This window comes from Streptomyces sp. NPDC006259 (assembly GCF_042870975.1).
GTDB lineage: Bacteria > Actinomycetota > Actinomycetes > Streptomycetales > Streptomycetaceae > Streptomyces.
Map to the genome: position 1 here is coordinate 527,875 of NZ_JBIAHY010000001.1, position 17,863 is coordinate 545,737.

14 protein-coding genes are annotated in these 17,863 nt (G+C 71.3%); 8 read left to right on the forward strand and 6 right to left on the reverse strand.

Annotation, left to right across the window (positions count from 1 at the left end):
* Positions 1-20 precede the first annotated feature (20 nt).
* The 3 genes from ACFYO5_RS02310 to ACFYO5_RS02320 form a co-directional block, all read right to left on the reverse strand.
* A complete protein-coding gene (locus ACFYO5_RS02310; protein WP_388703211.1) occupies positions 21-929 on the reverse strand; it encodes a sugar ABC transporter permease in 909 nt (302 codons plus the stop codon).
* 13 nt (positions 930-942) lie between these two features.
* Positions 943-1,944 (reverse strand): sugar ABC transporter permease, encoded by a 1,002-nt coding sequence (locus ACFYO5_RS02315; protein WP_356559168.1) that lies wholly within the window; start codon positions 1,942-1,944, stop codon positions 943-945.
* 229 nt (positions 1,945-2,173) lie between these two features.
* Positions 2,174-3,448 carry an extracellular solute-binding protein gene (locus ACFYO5_RS02320; RefSeq protein ID WP_388703215.1) on the reverse strand — a complete coding sequence of 425 codons (1,275 nt, stop codon included), beginning with the start codon at positions 3,446-3,448 and terminating at the stop codon, positions 2,174-2,176.
* A gap of 380 nt (positions 3,449-3,828) precedes the next feature.
* Here ACFYO5_RS02320 and ACFYO5_RS02325 point away from each other — a divergent pair, with 380 nt between their 5' ends.
* Both ACFYO5_RS02325 and ACFYO5_RS02330 read left to right on the forward strand, forming a co-directional pair.
* Positions 3,829-4,863 (forward strand): LacI family DNA-binding transcriptional regulator, encoded by a 1,035-nt coding sequence (locus ACFYO5_RS02325; protein ID WP_356559172.1) that lies wholly within the window; start codon positions 3,829-3,831, stop codon positions 4,861-4,863.
* Between the two features lie 129 nt (positions 4,864-4,992).
* Positions 4,993-5,823 carry a phosphatase PAP2 family protein gene (locus ACFYO5_RS02330; RefSeq protein ID WP_388703217.1) on the forward strand — a complete coding sequence of 277 codons (831 nt, stop codon included), beginning with the start codon at positions 4,993-4,995 and terminating at the stop codon, positions 5,821-5,823.
* A gap of 137 nt (positions 5,824-5,960) precedes the next feature.
* On the opposite strand, the gene ACFYO5_RS02335 is transcribed toward ACFYO5_RS02330, so the two are convergent.
* Positions 5,961-8,957 (reverse strand): bifunctional [glutamine synthetase] adenylyltransferase/[glutamine synthetase]-adenylyl-L-tyrosine phosphorylase, encoded by a 2,997-nt coding sequence (locus ACFYO5_RS02335; RefSeq protein ID WP_388703220.1) that lies wholly within the window; start codon positions 8,955-8,957, stop codon positions 5,961-5,963.
* Between the two features lie 169 nt (positions 8,958-9,126).
* On the opposite strand from ACFYO5_RS02335, the gene ACFYO5_RS02340 reads away from it, so the two are divergent.
* Entirely contained in the window at positions 9,127-9,570 is a 444-nt protein-coding gene (locus ACFYO5_RS02340) for a VOC family protein (RefSeq protein ID WP_388703223.1), read from the forward strand.
* A gap of 67 nt (positions 9,571-9,637) precedes the next feature.
* Here ACFYO5_RS02340 and ACFYO5_RS02345 read toward each other — a convergent pair whose 3' ends face one another.
* Complete coding sequence (locus ACFYO5_RS02345) at positions 9,638-11,143, reverse strand: hypothetical protein (protein ID WP_388703226.1); 1,506 nt, start codon at positions 11,141-11,143, stop codon at positions 9,638-9,640.
* Between the two features lie 112 nt (positions 11,144-11,255).
* Between ACFYO5_RS02345 and ACFYO5_RS02350 the strand changes: the two genes are divergently transcribed.
* Positions 11,256-11,627 (forward strand): hypothetical protein, encoded by a 372-nt coding sequence (locus ACFYO5_RS02350; protein WP_388703228.1) that lies wholly within the window; start codon positions 11,256-11,258, stop codon positions 11,625-11,627.
* A gap of 164 nt (positions 11,628-11,791) precedes the next feature.
* The gene (locus ACFYO5_RS02355; protein WP_388703230.1) at positions 11,792-12,493 is read left to right on the forward strand and encodes a hypothetical protein; all 702 of its coding nucleotides are present in this window, start codon (positions 11,792-11,794) and stop codon (positions 12,491-12,493) included.
* A 112-nt stretch (positions 12,494-12,605) separates the two neighbouring features.
* Here ACFYO5_RS02355 and glnA read toward each other — a convergent pair whose 3' ends face one another.
* Positions 12,606-13,967: a type I glutamate--ammonia ligase gene (glnA, locus tag ACFYO5_RS02360; protein ID WP_388703232.1), complete on the reverse strand. Its 1,362-nt coding sequence runs from the start codon at positions 13,965-13,967 to the stop codon at positions 12,606-12,608.
* A gap of 448 nt (positions 13,968-14,415) precedes the next feature.
* Here glnA and ACFYO5_RS02365 point away from each other — a divergent pair, with 448 nt between their 5' ends.
* The 3 genes from ACFYO5_RS02365 (at position 14,416) to ACFYO5_RS02375 (ending at position 17,811) form a co-directional block, all read left to right on the forward strand.
* On the forward strand, positions 14,416-15,075 hold the full coding sequence (locus tag ACFYO5_RS02365; RefSeq protein ID WP_388703234.1) for a DUF3105 domain-containing protein: 660 nt from the start codon (positions 14,416-14,418) through the stop codon (positions 15,073-15,075).
* Positions 15,072-15,686 carry a DUF305 domain-containing protein gene (locus ACFYO5_RS02370; RefSeq protein ID WP_388703237.1) on the forward strand — a complete coding sequence of 205 codons (615 nt, stop codon included), beginning with the start codon at positions 15,072-15,074 and terminating at the stop codon, positions 15,684-15,686. Before ACFYO5_RS02365 ends, ACFYO5_RS02370 begins: the two co-directional genes overlap by 4 nt.
* Before the next feature lie 184 nt (positions 15,687-15,870).
* Complete coding sequence (locus ACFYO5_RS02375; protein WP_388703240.1) at positions 15,871-17,811, forward strand: protease pro-enzyme activation domain-containing protein; 1,941 nt, start codon at positions 15,871-15,873, stop codon at positions 17,809-17,811.
* Positions 17,812-17,863: the final 52 nt, after the last annotated feature.

Consider the following 17,863-nt stretch of genomic DNA (forward strand, 5'->3'; position numbering starts at 1 on the left):
ACCGCCCTCCCGGCGGAGCGTCATCCCTTCGTGCCGCCCGCGGTCAGGCCGGCCACCAGGTTCTTCTGCACCAGGTAGAAGAACGCGGAGACCGGTATCGCGATCAGCACGGCGGTGGCGGCCATCAGGTTGCGCTGGGCGTCGTGCTCGCTGACGAAGCTCTGGAGTCCGACGGCGAGGGTGTACTTCTCGTCGTCCAGCAGGAACGTGGTGGCGAAGGCGACCTCGCCGAAGGCCGTGATGAAGCTGTAGAAGGCGGCGACCGCGAGGCCCGGCTTGGCGAGCGGCAGGATCAGCCGCGCGAAGGTGCCGAAGGGGCTCAGTCCGTCGACGCGGCCGGCCTCGTCGATCTCGAACGGGATGGTGTCGAAGTAGCCCTTGAGCAGCCAGGCGCAGTACGGCACCGCGGTCGAGCAGTAGACCAGGATCAGGCCGAGGTAGGTGTCGATGAGCTGGAGGTCCGACAGGATCTGGTACATCGGCACCATCAGCACGGCGACCGGGAACATCTGGGTCACCAGCAGCACCCACATGAACTTGCGGTAGGCCGGGAAGCGCATGCGGGACACCGCGTAACCGGTGGTGGCGGCGATCAGCACGCCGACCACCGTGGTGCCGAGCGACACGATCAGCGAACTCTTCAGCCAGTCGAAGAAGTTCGTGTTCTGCAGGACGAACGAGTAGTTGTCGAAGGTCATCTTCGACCAGATGCGCCCGGGGTGGAGGTAGTCGTCCTTGTCCGGGCCCAGGGAGAGGTAGACCAGCCAGGCGATCGGGAAGAGCGCGATCAGGCAGGCGGCGGTCAGCACGCCGTGCGAGGCGAGCGAGGTGAGGACGCCGCGCCTTCCGCGGTCCCGGCCCTTGCCGGGGCCGGCCGCGGGCCGCTGCCCGGTCACGTCGGCGGAGGTCTCGACGGTGGTGGTGCTCATGGGAACTCCTGCCTCAGATCGCGAGCTGCTGCTCGTTGCGGTTCAGCCAACGGCGGTAGAACGAGGTGAAGACGATCAGGATGGCCAGCAGCAGGATGCCGTAGGCCGCCGACTGGGCGAAGTCACGCGGCTGCTGTCCGAAGCCGAGGTAGTACGCCCAGGTGACGAGGATCTGGGCCTCCGGCGCGGTGGTGCCGAACAGCAGGAAGATCACGGCGAACTGGTTGAAGGTCCAGATGATGCCGAGGAGCACGACGGTCGAGCTGACCGATCGCAGGCCGGGCAGGGTGACGTGGCGGAACCGCTGCCAGGCGTTGGCGCCGTCCATCTCGGCGGCCTCGTAGAGCGTGGAGTCGATGGACTGGAGGCCGCCGAGCAGGGAGACCATCATGAAGGGCACACCGCACCAGGTGTTGACCATGATCGCGGCGAACCGCTGCCAGAAGGTGTCCTCCAGCCACAGCGGTGTGGGCAGGTGCAGGCTCTCCAGGGCGGAGTTGATGATGCCGCCGTCGGAGAGCATGAACCGCCAGCCGAAGACGGTGACGAAGGTCGGCACCGCCCAGGGCAGGACCAGGATCAGCCGGTAGAAGGTGCGGCCGCGCAGCTTCTGGTTGAGCAGGAGGGCGAGGCCGAGCCCGATGGTGTAGTGCAGGGCCACACAGGAGGCCGTCCAGACGATCGTCCAGATGAAGTGGGACCAGAAGCGGTCGTAGGCGGTCTCGCCCCACAGGATGTCGGCGTAGTTGTCCAGGCCGATGAACCGGTAGGTGGCCTCGATCTCGTTGACGCCGATCGTGCGGGCCGTGTTGAGGCTGTTGGCGTCGGTGAGGGTGAGGTACATGCCGTACCCGAGGGGGTACAGCACGAGGACGCCGAGAACGACCACGACCGGGGCGATCATGACGTAGGCGTACCAGTGCTTCTGGTAACCGTGCTTCAGGCGCTGCCCCAGCCCGGGGCGCGGCGCGTCACCGCGGCGCTTGCCGGTCGCGCGGTCGATGGCGACTGTCATGGTTCGACACCTTCTGGAAATTCGAAGATCAGGGGCGGGCTGGGGTCTTCTCGTGCGGATCAGGCCGGATCAGGCCGGATCAGGCCTGATCCGGGAGCGGGGCCCGGTGCCGTGCATCGCCGGGCGGAGGACCCGCGGCCCCGGCATGATCCGAACGAGAGGCCCTGGGTACGGGCCGGTGGCCGCCGGATCACTCCCCGTGCGGGGGTGATCCGGCGGCCGCCCGGGCTCACTTGCTGAAGTCCGGCACCAGCTTGGCGATGGCGGTCTCGGCGGTGCTCAGGCCCTTGTCGAGGGACTCCTTGCCGCCCGCGATCTTGGGCAGTTCGGTGTCCAGGGGGCCCCACAGGGAGCTGTACTCCGGCAGTGCCGGGCGCGGCTGGGCGGCGGACAGCACGGTCTGGTAGCCGGCGATGCCCGGGTCGGCCTTGACCGCGGCGGTGTAGGCGTCGTCGCGCGTCGGCAGCGTGGAGTTCTTCTGCGCGACGGTCGCCTGGGCCTTGGCGGAGGTCATGAAGTTGACGAACTTCAGCGCGGCCTTCTGGTGGGCGGCGTCCGAGCCGGCGTAGACCGAGAGGTTGTGGCCGCCGGTCGGGGCGCCCGCCTTGCCGGTCGAGCCGGCCGGGACGGTGGCGATGCCCAGGTTTTTCTTGTCGGTGAACGCCGAGCCCTTGTAGAAGTTCGTGATCTCCCAGGGGCCCTGGACGATCGCGGCGACCTTGCCGTTGACGAACGCGTCCTGGATGTGGGCGTAGGCGTCGGCGGTGGTGTCCGCCTTGTGCAGGCCCTTGCCGTCGAACAGGCCGAGCCAGGTGCCGTACGCCTTCTTCGCCGCCGCCGAGTTGACGGTGATCTTCTTGCCGTCGGCGTCGACGGTGTCGGTGCCCTCGCCGTAGAGGAAGGACTGGGCGTAGTAGGCCTGGGTGGAGCCCCAGTAGCCGTCGACGCCGGTCTTCGCCTTGATGGTCGCGGCGGCGGTCTTCAGGTCGTCCCAGCTCTTGGGCGCCTCGGTGATGCCGGCCTTGGCGAAGATCGCCTTGTTGTAGACGAGCGCGAGGGTGTCGGTGACGATCGGCACGCCGTACGTCTTGCCCTCGTACTTCGCCTGCTCGATCAGGTTCGGCTTGAACTTCGCCTGGTCGGCGAGGGCCTCGGTGCCGTCCAGCGGCAGGAAGAAGCCCTTCTTGGCGAAGGCGGGGGTCCAGCCGACCTCCGAGCGCAGCACGTCCGGCGCGCCCTTGGAACCGGCGGCCGTGTCGAACTTGTTCTGGGCCTGGTCGAACGGGACGTTGACGTACTTGACCTTGACGTCCTTGTTGGCGGCCTCGAACTCCTTGACCAGGGCCTGGTACGTCGGCGCCTCGTTCGTGCCGTTGGAGGTGTCCCACCAGGTGATGGTGACCGGACCGTCGGCCGAGTCGCCGCCGTCGCCACTTCCGCCGCAGGCCGTCGCCGCGAGGGCGAGGGACGCCACCAGCGCGGTGGCCGCTATGCCACGCCGCATTGTTTCTCCTTGAGGGTGAAAGCCCGTGTAGCTCAGGAAGCGGCCCCGTCCGCCGCCCCTGTCGACTTGCCGACCGCGCCATTGCCGCCGTCGGGCGTCCAGAACGTAACAGCGATGTAAGCGTTGCGAAAGACCTTGCAGAAAAGATGCGCAAGAGAGCGCCGAAGTTATCCGGACGTGACCTCTTGGCGACCGCCATGAGACGCTTCTTTCCCACGGTGGAGCGGTCAGGGGCGGGTTGTGCAAGACTCTGCAAGCTCTTGCCATCACTTTCACGAGGGAGCGCGATGACGCAGCAGCCCGGTCGGCGCCTGCCCACAGGTAGCCGGCGGCGCCCGTTCGGTGGGCAAGGGGACACCTGGCCGGTACAGTCCACCCCTGTGACCACACGGCTTGCCGACATCGCCGCCCAGGCGGGGGTGAGCGAAGCGACCGTCAGCCGCGTCCTCAACGGGAAGCCCGGCGTCGCCGCCACCACCCGCCAGTCCGTGCTCGCCGCTCTGGACGTCCTGGGCTACGAGCGCCCCGTCCGCCTGCGCCAGCGCAGTGCGGGCCTGGTCGGCCTGATCACGCCCGAGCTGGAGAACCCCATATTCCCGGCCCTGGCCCAGGTCATCGGCCAGGCGCTGACCCGTCAGGGCTACACCCCGGTCCTCGCCACCCAGACCCCGGGCGGCTCCACCGAGGACGAGCTGACCGAGATGCTGGTGGACCGCGGGGTCGCCGGCATCATCTACGTCTCCGGTCTGCACGCGGACACCACCGCCGACATGCAGCGCTACGAGCAGCTGCGCGCGCAGGGCGTCCCCTTCGTCCTCGTCGACGGCTTCTCCCCCAAGGTGCAGGCGCCGTTCATCTCCCCCGACGACCGGGCGGCGATGACCCTGGCGGTCACCCACCTGTCCTCCCTGGGCCACACCCGGATCGGTCTGGCGCTCGGCCCGAAGCGCTTCGTCCCGGTGCAGCGCAAGATCGAGGGCTTCGTCCGCGCCATGCAGGACACCCTCGGACTGGACGCGGAGACGGTCGAGCGCGATCTGGTCCGGCACTCCCTCTACACGCTGGAGGGCGGCCAGGCCGCCACCGTGGCCCTGATCGACCGCGACTGCACGGCGGTGGTCTGCGCCAGCGACATGATGGCCCTCGGCGCGATACGGGCGGCCCGCCAGCGCGGCCTGTCCGTCCCCCACGACATCTCGGTCGTCGGCTTCGACGACTCGCCCCTGATCGCCTTCACCGACCCGCCCCTGACGACGGTCCGCAAGCCGGTCCCCGCGATGGGCCAGGCGGCGGTGCGCACGCTGCTGGAGGAGATCGGCGGCACGCCCGCCCCCCACAGCGAGTTCGTGTTCATGCCGGAGCTGGTGGTGCGCGGCTCGACGGCCTCGGCGCCCGGCGAGCGGAATCGTCCGTAGGGCGGAGAAGCCCGCATCGGGGCAGTACCTTCGCCGTACCCCCGGGGGTTCCCCGGTGGGAGAACATGCGGGGCGTATCGGACCAGGGGATGATCGGAGGAGAAGGCTTTTCTGGCAGACTCTGTGTCCATGGGTGAACCGACCGTGACGTCACTGGAAGGCCGTGACAAGGCCGCCCCAGCGCCTGTCACGGCCGGAGAACGCCCGGGTCCGTTGCAGCGCCTGCGCACTCCGCGCCGGCCGCGCCTCTGGTTCGAGATCGTGTTGATCGCGGTGAGTTACTGGACCTACTCACTGATCCGCAACGCGGTCCCGGAGCAGCGGACCGAAGCCCTGCGCAACGCCGACTGGATCTGGCGGATGGAGCACCACCTCGGCATCGCCGTCGAGGAGTCCGTCAACCACGCCGTCAACTCGGTGACCTGGCTCATCGTCGGGATGAACTACTACTACGCCACGCTGCACTTCGTGCTGACCCTGGGCGTCCTGGTCTGGCTCTACCGCGCCCACCCCGGCCGTTACGCGGGAGCGCGCCTGGCCCTGTTCGCCGCCACGGCCGTGGCCCTGGTCGGCTACTACCTGTATCCGCTCGCCCCGCCGCGTCTGATGCACGGCAACGAGTTCGTCGACACCGTGGTCGTCCACCAGACCTGGGGCTCGATGGCCTCCGGCGACCTCAAGAGCATGTCGAACCAGTACGCCGCGATGCCCTCCATGCACATCGGCTGGTCCCTGTGGTGCGGCCTGACGATCTTCGCCCTGGCCGGACTCCCGTGGGTGCGCCTCCTGGGCCTGCTCTACCCGACCGTCACCTTGATCGTCATCGTCGCCACGGCCAACCACTTCTGGCTGGACGCGGTGGGCGGCTTCATCTGCCTCGCCCTCGGCTACACGGTCGCCCGGGTCTGGTACGGCGCCCTGCCGTACGCCCTGCCGCGACAGCCGCCGCCGAGACCGTAGCCCGGCGCGCGGCCCGCCCCCGCCGGGTCGGGCAGCGGCAGCGGCAGCGGCAGCGGCAGCGGCAGCCTAGGGGCACGCGGTGCGCCCGACCGTGAGAGGGGCGCACCGCACCCACCGCACCGCCCCCGCCGGAGAGGTCACGCTCCGTAGAAGAGCGAGTCCACGACTCCCCTGGCCCGCCGCCCGTTCCGCCGGTAGTCGTCGAGCATGTCCCCGACGTGACCGGGCCCGTACCCCAGGTAGCGCCCCACGGCGGCCAGCTCGCGGGGATCGGTCGGGAAGGTGTCCCCGGCCCGCCCCCGCACCAGCATCACCGCGTTCCGCACCCGGGTGGCCAGCACCCAGGCCTCGTCCAGCGTCGCCGCGTCCTCCTCCGACAGCAGCCCGCAGTCCCGGGCCGCGGCCAGCGCGCCGCGCGTGCGCGTGGTCCGCAGCCCCGCCTCCCGCGCCCCGTACCGCAGCTGCATCAGCTGCACGGTCCACTCGACGTCCGACAGCCCGCCCGGCCCGAGCTTGGTGTGCAGCTTGGGATCGGCGCCGCGAGGCATCCGTTCCGACTCCATCCGCGCCTTCAGCCGCCGGATCTCCCGCACCGCGTCCTCGCCGAGCCCGGCCCGCGGATACCGCAGCGGGTCGATCAGCTCGACGAACCGCCGCCCCAGCTCCTCGTCCCCGGCGACCGGCTCGGCCCGCAGCAGCGCCTGCGACTCCCACCCCAGCGACCAGCGCCGGTAGTAGGCCTCGTACGACTTCAGCGTGCGCACGAGCGGCCCGGACTTCCCCTCGGGCCGCAGGTCGGCGTCGACGAGCAGCGGTGGATCGGCGCTCGGCACCTGCAGCAGCCGCCGCATCTCGGCGACGACCGCGTTGGCGGCCCGCCCCGCCTCGTGCTCGTCGACCCCCTCGCGGGGTTCGTGCACGAACAGCACGTCCGCGTCGGAGCCGTAGCCCAGCTCGTGCCCCCCGAACCGCCCCATGCCGATGATCGCGAACCGGGTGGGCAGCGTGTCGCCCCAGCCTTCCCGCACGACGGCCCGCAGGGTGCCGGCCAGGGTGGCCGCGGTGATGTCGGAGACAGCCCCGCCGACCAGGTCGACGAGGGCGCCCTGGTCGGCCTCGACGGGCTGCGCCTCCGTGCCGTAGGAGGCGACGATGTCCGCGGCGGCCGTGCGGAACAGCTCTCGCCGCCGTACCCCGCGCGCCGCGGTGACCCCCTGCACGGCACCGTCCGCGCGACGGACCGCGGCGAGGATCTCCTGCTCCAGATGGGGCCGCCCGCGCGGCGCCAGGCCGCCCGCGGCGCCGTCCCCGAGCAGCGCGACGGCCTCGGGCGCCCGCATCAGCAGGTCGGGGGCGAGCCGCCCCGCCGACAGCACGCGGGCCAGGTTCTCCGCGGCGGCCCCCTCGTCACGCAGCAGCCGCAGGTACCAGGGCGTCTTGCCCAGGGCGTCCGACACCTTGCGGAAGTTGAGCAGTCCGGCGTCCGGTTCCGCGGAGTCGGCGAACCAGCCGAGCAGTACGGGCAGCAGTGTCCGCTGGATCGCCGCCTTGCGGGTCACCCCGGACGCCAGCGCCTCCAGGTGCCGCAACGCCGCGGCCGGATCGGCGTATCCGAGCGCGACGAGTCGCTCACGGGCGGCCTCGGTGCTCAACCGCACCTCGCCGGAGGGGAGTTGGGCCACGGCGTCCAGCAGCGGCCGGTAGAACAGCTTCTCGTGCAGACGCCGTACGACGGCGGCGTGCCGTTTCCACTCGCGGTTCAGCTCGGCCACCGGGTCGGCCCGCAGCCCGAGGGAGCGTCCGAGCCGCCGCTGGTCGCCCTCCCGCTCGGGGACGAGGTGGGTCCGCCGCAGCCGGTACAGCTGGATGCGGTGCTCCATGGAGCGCAGGAACCGGTACGCGGCGTCGAGTTGGACGGCGTCGCTGCGCCCGACGTAGCCCCCGGTGGCGAGCGCCTGCAGGGCGTCGAGGGTGGTGCCGCTGCGCAACGAGGCGTCGGCCCGCCCGTGCACCAGCTGGAGCAGCTGGACGGCGAACTCGACGTCCCGCAAGCCGCCCGGTCCCAGCTTGAGTTCGCGGTCGACCTCGGCGACGGGGATGTTCTCGACGACCCGCCGCCGCATCTTCTGCACGTCGGCGACGAAGTTCTCGCGCTCGGCGGCCTGCCACACCAGCGGCTCGACGGCGGCGACGTACTCCGCGCCCAGCGACAGGTCCCCGGCCACCGGCCGGGCCTTCAACAGGGCCTGGAACTCCCAGGTCTTGGCCCAGCGCTGGTAGTAGGCGAGGTGGCTGCTGAGCGTCCGCACCAGGGGGCCGTTGCGGCCCTCGGGCCGCAGGTTGGCGTCGACGGGCCAGATGGACCCCTCCACGGTGGTCTCCGAGCAGATCCGCATCATGTGCGAGGCGAGCTTGGTGGCGGCGCGCAGCGCCTTGCCCTCGTCGGCCCCGTCGACGGCCTCGCCGACGAAGATGACGTCGACGTCCGAGACGTAGTTCAGCTCGTGTCCGCCGCACTTGCCCATCGCGATCACCGCGAGCCGGCACAGCGCGGCGTCGTCGGGGGCGGCGGCGCGGGCGAGCGCGAGGGCGGCCCGCAGGGTGGCGGTGGCCAGATCGGCCAGTTCGGCGGCGGTCTCGGCGAGATCGGTGGTCCCGCACACGTCGCGGGCGGCGATGGACAGCAGGCAGCGCCGGTAGGCGACCCGCAGCGACACCGGGTCGTCGGCCTCGGCGAGCCCGCGCTCGAACTCCTCCACGCCGGGGTGCAGGTCGCGTGGCTCGTAGGTGACCAGGGCCTCCCAGTCGCGGGGGTGCCGGGCGAGGTGGTCGGCGAGGGCGGAGGAGGCCCCGAGCACCCCGAGCAACCGGTCGCGCAGCGGCTTGGCGGCTATCACGGTGTCGATCAGCTCGCGCCGGGCGCCGGCGCCGGGCTGTGCCTCCAGCAGCCGGACGAGCCCCTGGAGGGCGAGGTCGGGATCGGCGGTGCGGCCGAGGGCCTCCAGCAGCACCGGGTCGTTGCGCACCGCGGACAGCTCGGCGCCGTCCAGGAGACGTTCGGCGGCGGAGGCATCGGTGAACCCGTGCCGCAGCAGTCGCGTGAAGGTGCTGCTTCTGCGCCCCGGCCCCGTCATACCCGGCCTCCTCGACTCCGATCAAGGTCGTACGGGCTCGAGCCTAACCCGCGTCGGCGCGGTGGCGCCCCGGCCGGCCTTCGGGTTGTCTGGGGGGCAGCCATGTGTCTCAGGGCGCCCCGAGGCGGCCGTACGGCACGCATGACGGCCGCGACAAAGGAGTCACGCCATGGACATGACCCTCGAAGTCATCCTGCTGCCGGTGTCCGACGTGGACCGCGCCAAGGAGTTCTACCGGGACAAGGTCGGCTTCCACGTGGACCTCGACGGCGAGGTGATGGACGGCGTACGGATCGTGCAGCTCACACCGCCCGGCTCGGGCTGCTCGATCGCCCTGGCGGACGGCCTCCAGATGCCGACGGGCACGCCGACCCCGGGGACGTACCACGGCCTGCAGCTCTGCGTGACGGACGCGAAGGCGGCCTACGAGGAGCTGACCGCCCGTGGCCTGGAGGTGAGCGAGCCGCAGCGGTTCGCCCCGCAGGACGGCGCGACGTTCATGTACTTCAAGGACCCGGACGGCAACGGCTGGGCCGTCCAGGAATACCGCCGCCGCGCCACGGAACCGCTGCACCAGGTCCTCGCCGCCCTCGCCGGGCAACCGGGGGCGTAGGCCCTGCCGTCACCCTCCCGCCTGCCGGGCAACGGGCATGCGGCGCCCGATCCGGGCCGGGCGCCACTCAGGACCGCCCGGCGGCGGCGATCAGGGGCCGTACCGTGTGCTTGGCGTCGTCGCCGAACCGGAAGTCGAGGGCCCAGGCGCTCAGCTTGCCGGTCACCTCGTCGCGGTGCAGGGTCAGGGCGGTGAGCAGTCCCTCGGCCAGGTCGGGTTCGTCGTCCTCGCGGTCCTGCGCGGTGACGGTCAGCAGATAGGCGGTGGCGCGGGCGACCGGCCAGGCCTGCCGCGTGTGGGTGCCGCCGTGGGTCGCCAGCTCCGTCAGGACCCCCTTGAGCCGCTTGCGGACCGCGCGGGCCTGCGCCTCCGCCCCCCGGGCGCCGAAGCAGTCGCCCACGCTGAACAGCGCGGCGTGCAGTTCGGTGACGGTGGCCTGGTGCTCGCCCGGAGGGTGCCCGAACAGCTTCCCGTGGGCCAGGACGGTGGCCTCGACCAGGGCGTCCTCGACGTGCTCGGAGCGGCACTGGAGGAAGCCCAGGGCGAACAGGGCGCGGATCCGCAGCCAGGACTCGTCCCTCTCCTGGGCCAGGACCTCGATCAGCGCGGTGGCGACCTGCTCGGCCCAGCCGGCCGCGACGATGGTGTCGATGGCCTGGCGGCGCGGCACCCCGGCGTTCTGCAGCAGGGCGTGTTCGAACAGTGTGCGCGTCGCCGGCCGTACGTGGTCCGGGATGCTCGGGTCGGCTCCGAGACGCTCGGCGGCGGCCATCACGGTCCGGAACCACGGCTTGTCGGTGTCGGGCCAGTCGTTGCACACCTCCTTGCCCTGCTCCATCACCACCCGGAGCGTGGCGGCGGTCCAGCGCAGGCCGAGGGCGATGTCCGGGCGGTCCCGGGCCTCCTCGAAGTCGCCGATGAGTGCCTCGAGATGCTTCCTGACGACCGCGGGGCCCCAGCCGCGGCCCGCGACGGCCCGCTGCCACAGGCCGTGTGCGGCGGTCCCGCGCTCCCGCAGGGTGGCGTCCCGGTTCCGGGCGCGGGTGAGCAGCATCCGGCCGACCCAGTCGCCGTCCTCGTCCTGCGGGCCGGTCGGCGCGGACCAGTCCGCGGGGACGGCGATGGCGAGTTCGAGGTCCAGGGAACGTCCCGGGTACAGGCTGGTCAGGCGCAGCTTCTCGGCGTCGCCCAGCAGCCGCCGCACACAGGCGCGCAGCGCGTTGAGCGCGACCTTGTCGGCGTGGGCGGACTTCGCGGTGTTCAGCAGGACGCTCTTGGTGACCGCCCGCCACACCCGGAACCCCAGGGGTGCCGTCCGCACGGTCTGCTCCAGCTGGCCCGCCATCAGGTCGAAGGCGTATCCGGACAGGGTGCCCAGCCAGATCAGCGCCTCGACGTTGCGGCGGGTGGGGGGCGCGGCGCCGATCAGGATCAGCCGGGCGACCAGCTTGCGGACCGTGTCCCGGCGGTCGCGCAGTTGCCGGTGCATGGGCCTGCGCAGGTCGGCCAGGACGCGCAACTGCGAGACGAGGGCCTCGACCTGCGCGAGCACGATGTCCTCGTCGTCGCTCACCCGGGCGAGGAGTTCGCCGTGCCGGCTGGCCGGGGTGTGCGGTTCGACCGACCGGGCCCACCTGGTCCTGGGAGCCCCGCAGCCGTACGGCCAGGGCACCGAGCCCGCCCGCGTGCTCCACGCCGAGCGCCGTCATGATCAGGTCGAGCCGCGCGAGCTGGGCGTCGCCGAACCGGTCGGCCGCCTCACCGAGCGCGTGGGAGAACTGGGTCTCCTTCATCCCGAGCCGCTGGGCGAGTTCCTTGTTCGACACCTGGAATTCCCCACGCTCGTCGAGGCGCGCTATGTGGGACGCGACGGCATAACGGATCAGGTCCCGATGATTTCCGATGTCGTTCAGCACATGCCTGTGCGGGGGAGGTGCCATCGCGCGAACGTAGCAGCGCTTGATGCGAGGCGACAGCCCGTTGTTGTGATTCACTTCCCGCTTGATGAGTGGATCATGGAAAATGCCACCCTGACCTGCGGAAAAGGAAATCATTGAGGGCCTTGGGGACTTGCTTCCCGCACGCGCGGTGCGCCAGTCTTGAAGCATCGGAGAACGACCCCCCGGCCAGAACCGGGGGGTCGTGTGAAAGAGAAGAAATCGAGCCGGACGGCGAATCGGGCGCGATCTTCTACCACTGACGCGTGTAAAGGACGCAGACAATGGCCTTCTCTTCTGTTCGGAAGGATACGCGCGCGGACGGCTGGGCGGTATCGATTCCCTGGTGGCTGGACAGCCACGGCCGGCCGAACACCTGGTACGGGAAGCGGCCGAGCTGGCACGGCGTGATCTTCTTCCTGGGAGCCGGCACCAGCACCCGCGCCGTCCTGAACGCCCTCGCCCCGGCCGACCCCCTCTGGTACGTCCTCGCCTACGCGGCCTGCCTCGTCGTCGGGCCGGCCGTCGCCAAGGCCGTGCGCGCCCGGGCGGACGACGCCTTCTCGCGGATGTGCAGCGGCTGGCTCGGCTACATCGGGTTCACCGGGTCCAGCGCGGTGGCGGCGCTCCTCGTGGCACGGCCGCCGGCGGACGCGCCGCCGATCGCCGACGGGGCGCCGGTGGCGGCGAGCGCGCTGGTGATGCTGCTGACGGTGGGCGGCTCGCTGCTGACCCGCTGGTTCCCGGCCAGTCGGCCGCGGTCGGCGGAGCAGCTGGACGCGGAGGTGCGGGACCTGGTGCGGCGGCTGGCCGAGGCCCGCGCCCACCGGGACCGGCTGCACCGGATGTCCGGGGAGCCCGGCCACGACCCGAAGGCGGTCCGCGCCTGGGCCCGCACCACCGGCCTGACGGTTCCGGCGCGCGGTCCGCTGCCCGAGCACGTCCTCGACGCCTGGCGGAGCGCCCGGAGCACCACCGCGGCCTGACCCGCGCGCGGAACACGAGAGGGCCGGCGGCTGATGATCAGCCGCCGGCCCTCTCGCCGTACGGGGCGGCGCGCGGACGCCGTGCGCGGACGCCGTGCGCGGACGCCGTGGGTTACAGCACCGGCAGGTTCTTCCGCAGCTCGAAGGCGGTGACCTCGCTGCGGTACTCCTCCCACTCCGACTTCTTGTTGCGCAGGAAGAAGTCGAAGACGTGTTCGCCGAGGGTCTCGGCGACGAGGTCGCTGCGCTCCATCAGGGTCAGGGCCTCGCCGAGGTTCTGCGGGAGGGGCTCGATGCCCATCGCCCGGCGCTCGGCGTCGGACAGGGCCCACACGTCGTCCTCGGCGCCCGGCGGCAGCTCGTAGCCCTCCTCGACGCCCTTGAGGCCGGCGGCGAGCAGCATGGCGTAGGCCAGGTAGGGGTTGGCGCCGGAGTCGAGGGAGCGGACCTCGATACGGGCCGAGCCGGTCTTGCCGGGCTTGTACATCGGGACGCGGACCAGGGCCGAGCGGTTGTTGTGGCCCCAGCAGATGTACGAGGGGGCCTCACCGCCGGCGCCGGCGGTGCGCTCGGAGCCGCCCCAGATGCGCTTGTAGGAGTTGACCCACTGGTTGGTGACGGCCGAGATCTCCGCCGCGTGCTTCAGCAGGCCCGCGATGAAGGAGCGGCCGACCTTGGAGAGCTGGTACTCGGAGCCCGACTCGTAGAACGCGTTGCGGTCGCCCTCGAACAGGGAGAGGTGGGTGTGCATGCCGGAGCCGGGGTGCTCGGAGAACGGCTTCGGCATGAAGGTCGCCTGGACGCCCTGCTCCAGCGCCACCTGCTTCATGACCAGGCGGAACGTCATGATGTTGTCGGCGGTGGAGAGCGCGTCGGCGTACCGCAGGTCGATCTCCTGCTGGCCGGGGGCACCCTCGTGGTGGGAGAACTCGACCGAGATGCCCATCGACTCCAGCATGGTGATCGCCTGACGGCGGAAGTCCATGCCGATGTTCTGCGGGGTGTGGTCGAAGTAGCCGGAGTTGTCGGCGGCGGTGGGGCGCGAGCCGTCGAGGGGGCGGTCCTTCAGCAGGAAGAACTCGATCTCGGGGTGGGTGTAGAAGGTGAAGCCCAGGTCGGAGGCGCGGGCGAGGGCCCGCTTGAGGACGTACCGGGGGTCGGCGAAGGACGGGGAGCCGTCCGGCATGAGGATGTCGCAGAACATCCGGGCGGTGCCGGGGGCCTCGGCCCGCCAGGGGAGGACCTGGAAGGTGGACGGGTCCGGCTTGGCGATCATGTCGGATTCGTACACACGGGCGAATCCCTCGATGGCGGAGCCGTCGAAGCCGATGCCTTCGTCAAATGCCTGTTCGAGTTCGGCCGGGGCCACGGCGACGGACTTGAGGAAGCCCAGCACGTCCGTGAACCACAGGCGTACGAACCGGATGTCGCGCTCCTCCAACGTCCGGAGCACGAACTCCTGCTGCTTGTCCATCTTCCGCTTCCCCATCCTTGCTGGTCAGGCCGCCTGACTCCCGCATCGCGGGAGGCGGTCGGGCACCTGAGCATCCCACCACAACACCATTTCGTGCGCGTTGCGCACCTTGATCGTCCGGTCGACCCCGGAGTGAACGCCTCGCGTACGGCAGGTGTACCGCTCCCCGCCCATCTTGCCTGCTCGGACCGACATCCGTAACGCCCGGCCCCCGCCGCCTTCCCCGCGCACCCCTTCGCGCCCGTCGGCGCCGCGTCGCCCCCGCCCGCCCTTGGCCGTGACCTGCCTACGGGTTCGGCCGGTTCCCCCATTACGATCAGCGGAACCGAACGACTCGAACAGCCGCGGCCACCGCGCACGCCCCGCACCCCCAGCACGCCCCGCAGGCCCGGAGCACGCCCCGCACGCCCCGACCGTTCCGCCCCCTTTCCCCAGAAGGACAGGTCCCATGGGTTCCGCCAAGAAGAACACCAGCGCGGCGCGCAAGGCGCGCATAGAGGAGATGCGCCGTGCCGAGCAGTCGCGCGAGCGCCGCAACCGGATCCTCACGATCACGGCAAGCGCCGTCGTGGTCGCCGCGCTGGTCGCCGGCACCGTGTTCCTCGTGCGGTCGCAGTCGGACGACGACTCCGCCACCGACGCCAAGACCTCGGGCAGCTTCGTCACCGGCTCGGACGGCGTGAAGACCTGGAAGGGCACGCTGGGGCGCACCCACGTCACCAAGTCGGTCAGCTACCCGATGGAGCCGCCCGTCGGCGGCGACCACAATCAGGTGTGGATGAACTGCGACGGCGACGTCTACACCAAGGCCCTGAACAACATGAACGCGGTGCACTCGCTGGAGCACGGCGCGGTCTGGGTGACGTACAACCCCAAGGCGCCGAAGGCCGACGTGGACGCGCTGGCGGCGAAGGTGAAGAAGACGCCGTACACGCTGATGAGCCCGGACGACAAGCAGGCCGATCCGATCGTGCTGACCGCGTGGGGCCACCAGCGGACGGTGACCGGGGCGAGCGACCCGAACGTGGCCAAGTTCCTGGAGAAGTACGTCCAGGGCGAGCAGACGCCGGAGCCGGGCGCCGCGTGCACGGGCGGTCTGTCGAAGTGAGGTACGCGGGAGTCGCCGTGGCCGTGGCCGGGGTGCTGGTCGCGGCCGGGGCGATCAGCTACTCCGTCGCCGGTGACAACGGTTCCGACGTGCCCTCGGCGAAGTCGGCGGACGCCGGTTTCGCCCGGGACATGGCGGTGCACCACCAGCAGGCCGTCGAGATGTCGTACATCGTGCGCGACCGCACGAAGGACGAGGAGGTGCGGCGGCTCGCCTACGACATCGCGCAGACGCAGGCCAACCAGCGCGGCATGCTGATCGGCTGGCTCGACCTGTGGGGGCTGCCCAAGGTGTCCTCGGACGAGCCGATGACCTGGATGGGCATGGCCGGCATGGCGTCCGGCGAGGACGGCGCGCTGATGCCGGGCATGGCCACCGACGCCGAGATGAAGAAGCTCGGCACGCTGAACGGCAGGCAGGCGGAGATCTTCTACCTCCAGTTGATGACGGACCATCACCGGGGTGGCGTCCACATGGCCGAGGGCTGCGCGGACAAGTGCGCGGTGGGCGTGGAGAAGCGGCTCGCGCAGGGCATGGTCGAGGCCCAGCGGTCGGAGATCCAGCTGATGGCCGACCTGCTCAAGTCACGGGGTGCCGCGCCGCGTTCGTAGCGGGACGGGGCCGTCCGGTGGCGGACGTACGAGTCAAATCGCCCCGCACGCAGGAGCCTTGGGAGCTTCTTGGCGCGGGCAGGGTTCTTCTTGGTCTCCGCATTCCCCTGGCATGAACGGTTCATCGCCAGAGTGGCCACCGTCGGGTGATCCACTCGCGACGAACCACCTACCAGGGGGTCCCATGAGATCCACACGTGCCGCGCTGCGCGCCGGAGCGAGCATGGCGGCGACACTGCCGATGATCGCCGGCGCGTTGACGCTCGGCATCCCCGCGGCGCACGCCGCGGACGGCCCGTCCCGCACGACGCTGGCCGGCACCAGGCCCGCCTGGGCCACGGCGAAGGCGGACCGGGGCGCCACCCCGGACGGCGCGGGCGTCTCGGCCCGCGTCTACCTGGCGGGCCGTGACGCCACCGGTCTCGCCGCGTACGCGAAGGCGGTTTCCGACCCCTCCTCCGCCGCCTACGGCAGGTACCTGACCGCCGCCGAGACGCAGGCCCGCTTCGGCGCGACCACCGCGCAGGTGGCCGCGGTCAGGTCCTGGCTCACCGCCGCCGGGCTGAAGATCACCGGCGTCACGCGGCACTACGTCTCGGTCGGCGGCGACGTGGCCGCCGCCGAGAAGGCGTTCGGCACCCAGCTGCACGACTACACCAAGGGCGCGAAGACCTACCGCGCCCCGGCGGCCGCGGCTTCCGTGCCGGCGAGCCTGGGCGGCGCGGTGCTCGCCGTGACCGGCCTGGACGACGCCCCGCACAAGGCGAGCGCCAAGGACGTGCTCCCGCCGCCGGACGCGGTGTTCAGGAACTCCGGGCCGTTCTCCTCGTACTACGGCTCCGACGTGGCGACCTCGCTGCCGGAGGCGTACGGCGCGAAGATCCCGTACGCCGTGCGGGGGTACACCGGCAGGCAGCTGCGGGCCGCGTACGGCGCGGGCAGCCGGACCGGCAAGGGGGTGCGCGTCGCCATCACCGACGCCTACGCCTCGCCGACCATCGCCTCCGACGCGGCCTCCTACGCCCGCAAGCACGGCGACGCGGCCTGGCGGACGGGGCAGCTCACCCAGGTCCTGCCGAAGAACTACACCAGGACCGAGGAGTGCGGGGCGGCCGGCTGGTACGGCGAGGAGACCCTCGACGTCGAGGCCGTGCACGCGGTCGCGCCCGCCGCGAACGTCACCTACGTGGGCGCCGCCTCCTGCTACGACGACGACCTGCTCGACTCGCTCGGCAAGGTCGTCGACAACCACCTGGCCGACATCGTCTCCAACTCCTGGGGCGACGTGGAGGCCAACCAGACGCCCGAACTGGCGGCCGCCTACGACCAGGTGTTCCAGCTGGGCGCGGTCGAGGGAATCGGTTTCTACTTCTCCTCCGGCGACGACGGCGACGAGGTCGCCAACACCGGGACCAAGCAGGTCGACGTGCCGGCGGACTCGGCGTGGGTGACGGCGGTCGGCGGGACCTCGCTGGCGGTCGGCAGGAACGACACCTACCTGTGGGAGACCGGCTGGGGCACCGAGAAGGCCTCGCTCTCCGCGGACGGCGGGAGCTGGACCGACTTCCCCGGCGCGTTCACCTCGGGCGCGGGCGGCGGCACCAGCAGAACCGTCGCCGAGCCGTACTACCAGAAGGGTGTCGTGCCGCACGCGCTCGCCACGGCCAACAGCGCCGCCGGCAACCGCGTCGTCCCGGACATCTCGGCGATCGCCGACCCGAACACCGGCTTCAGGGTCGGCCAGACGCAGACCTTCCCGGACGGCTCGCAGCAGTACAGCGAGTACCGCATCGGCGGCACCTCGCTGGCCGCGCCGGTCGTCGCGGCCGTCCAGGCCCTCGCCCAGGAGGCCCGCGGCGGCAGGCCGATCGGGTTCGCCAACCCGGCGATCTACTCCCGCTCCGGATCGCGGGTCTACCACGACGTCACGGACGACCCGACGGGCTCGGCCCTCGCCGTGGCACGCGTCGACTTCGCCAACTCCTACGACGCGACGGACGGCCTGCTGACCTCCGTCCGCAGCCTCGGCAAGGACAGCTCGCTGGCCGCGGTGAAGGGGTACGACGACGTCACCGGCGTGGGAACGCCCGCGAACGGCTACGTCGAGTCGTACCGGCGGCGATGAGGCGCTGAGGCCAGGACTGCCACGGCGTCCCGGGGGGGCGCGGGACCGACCG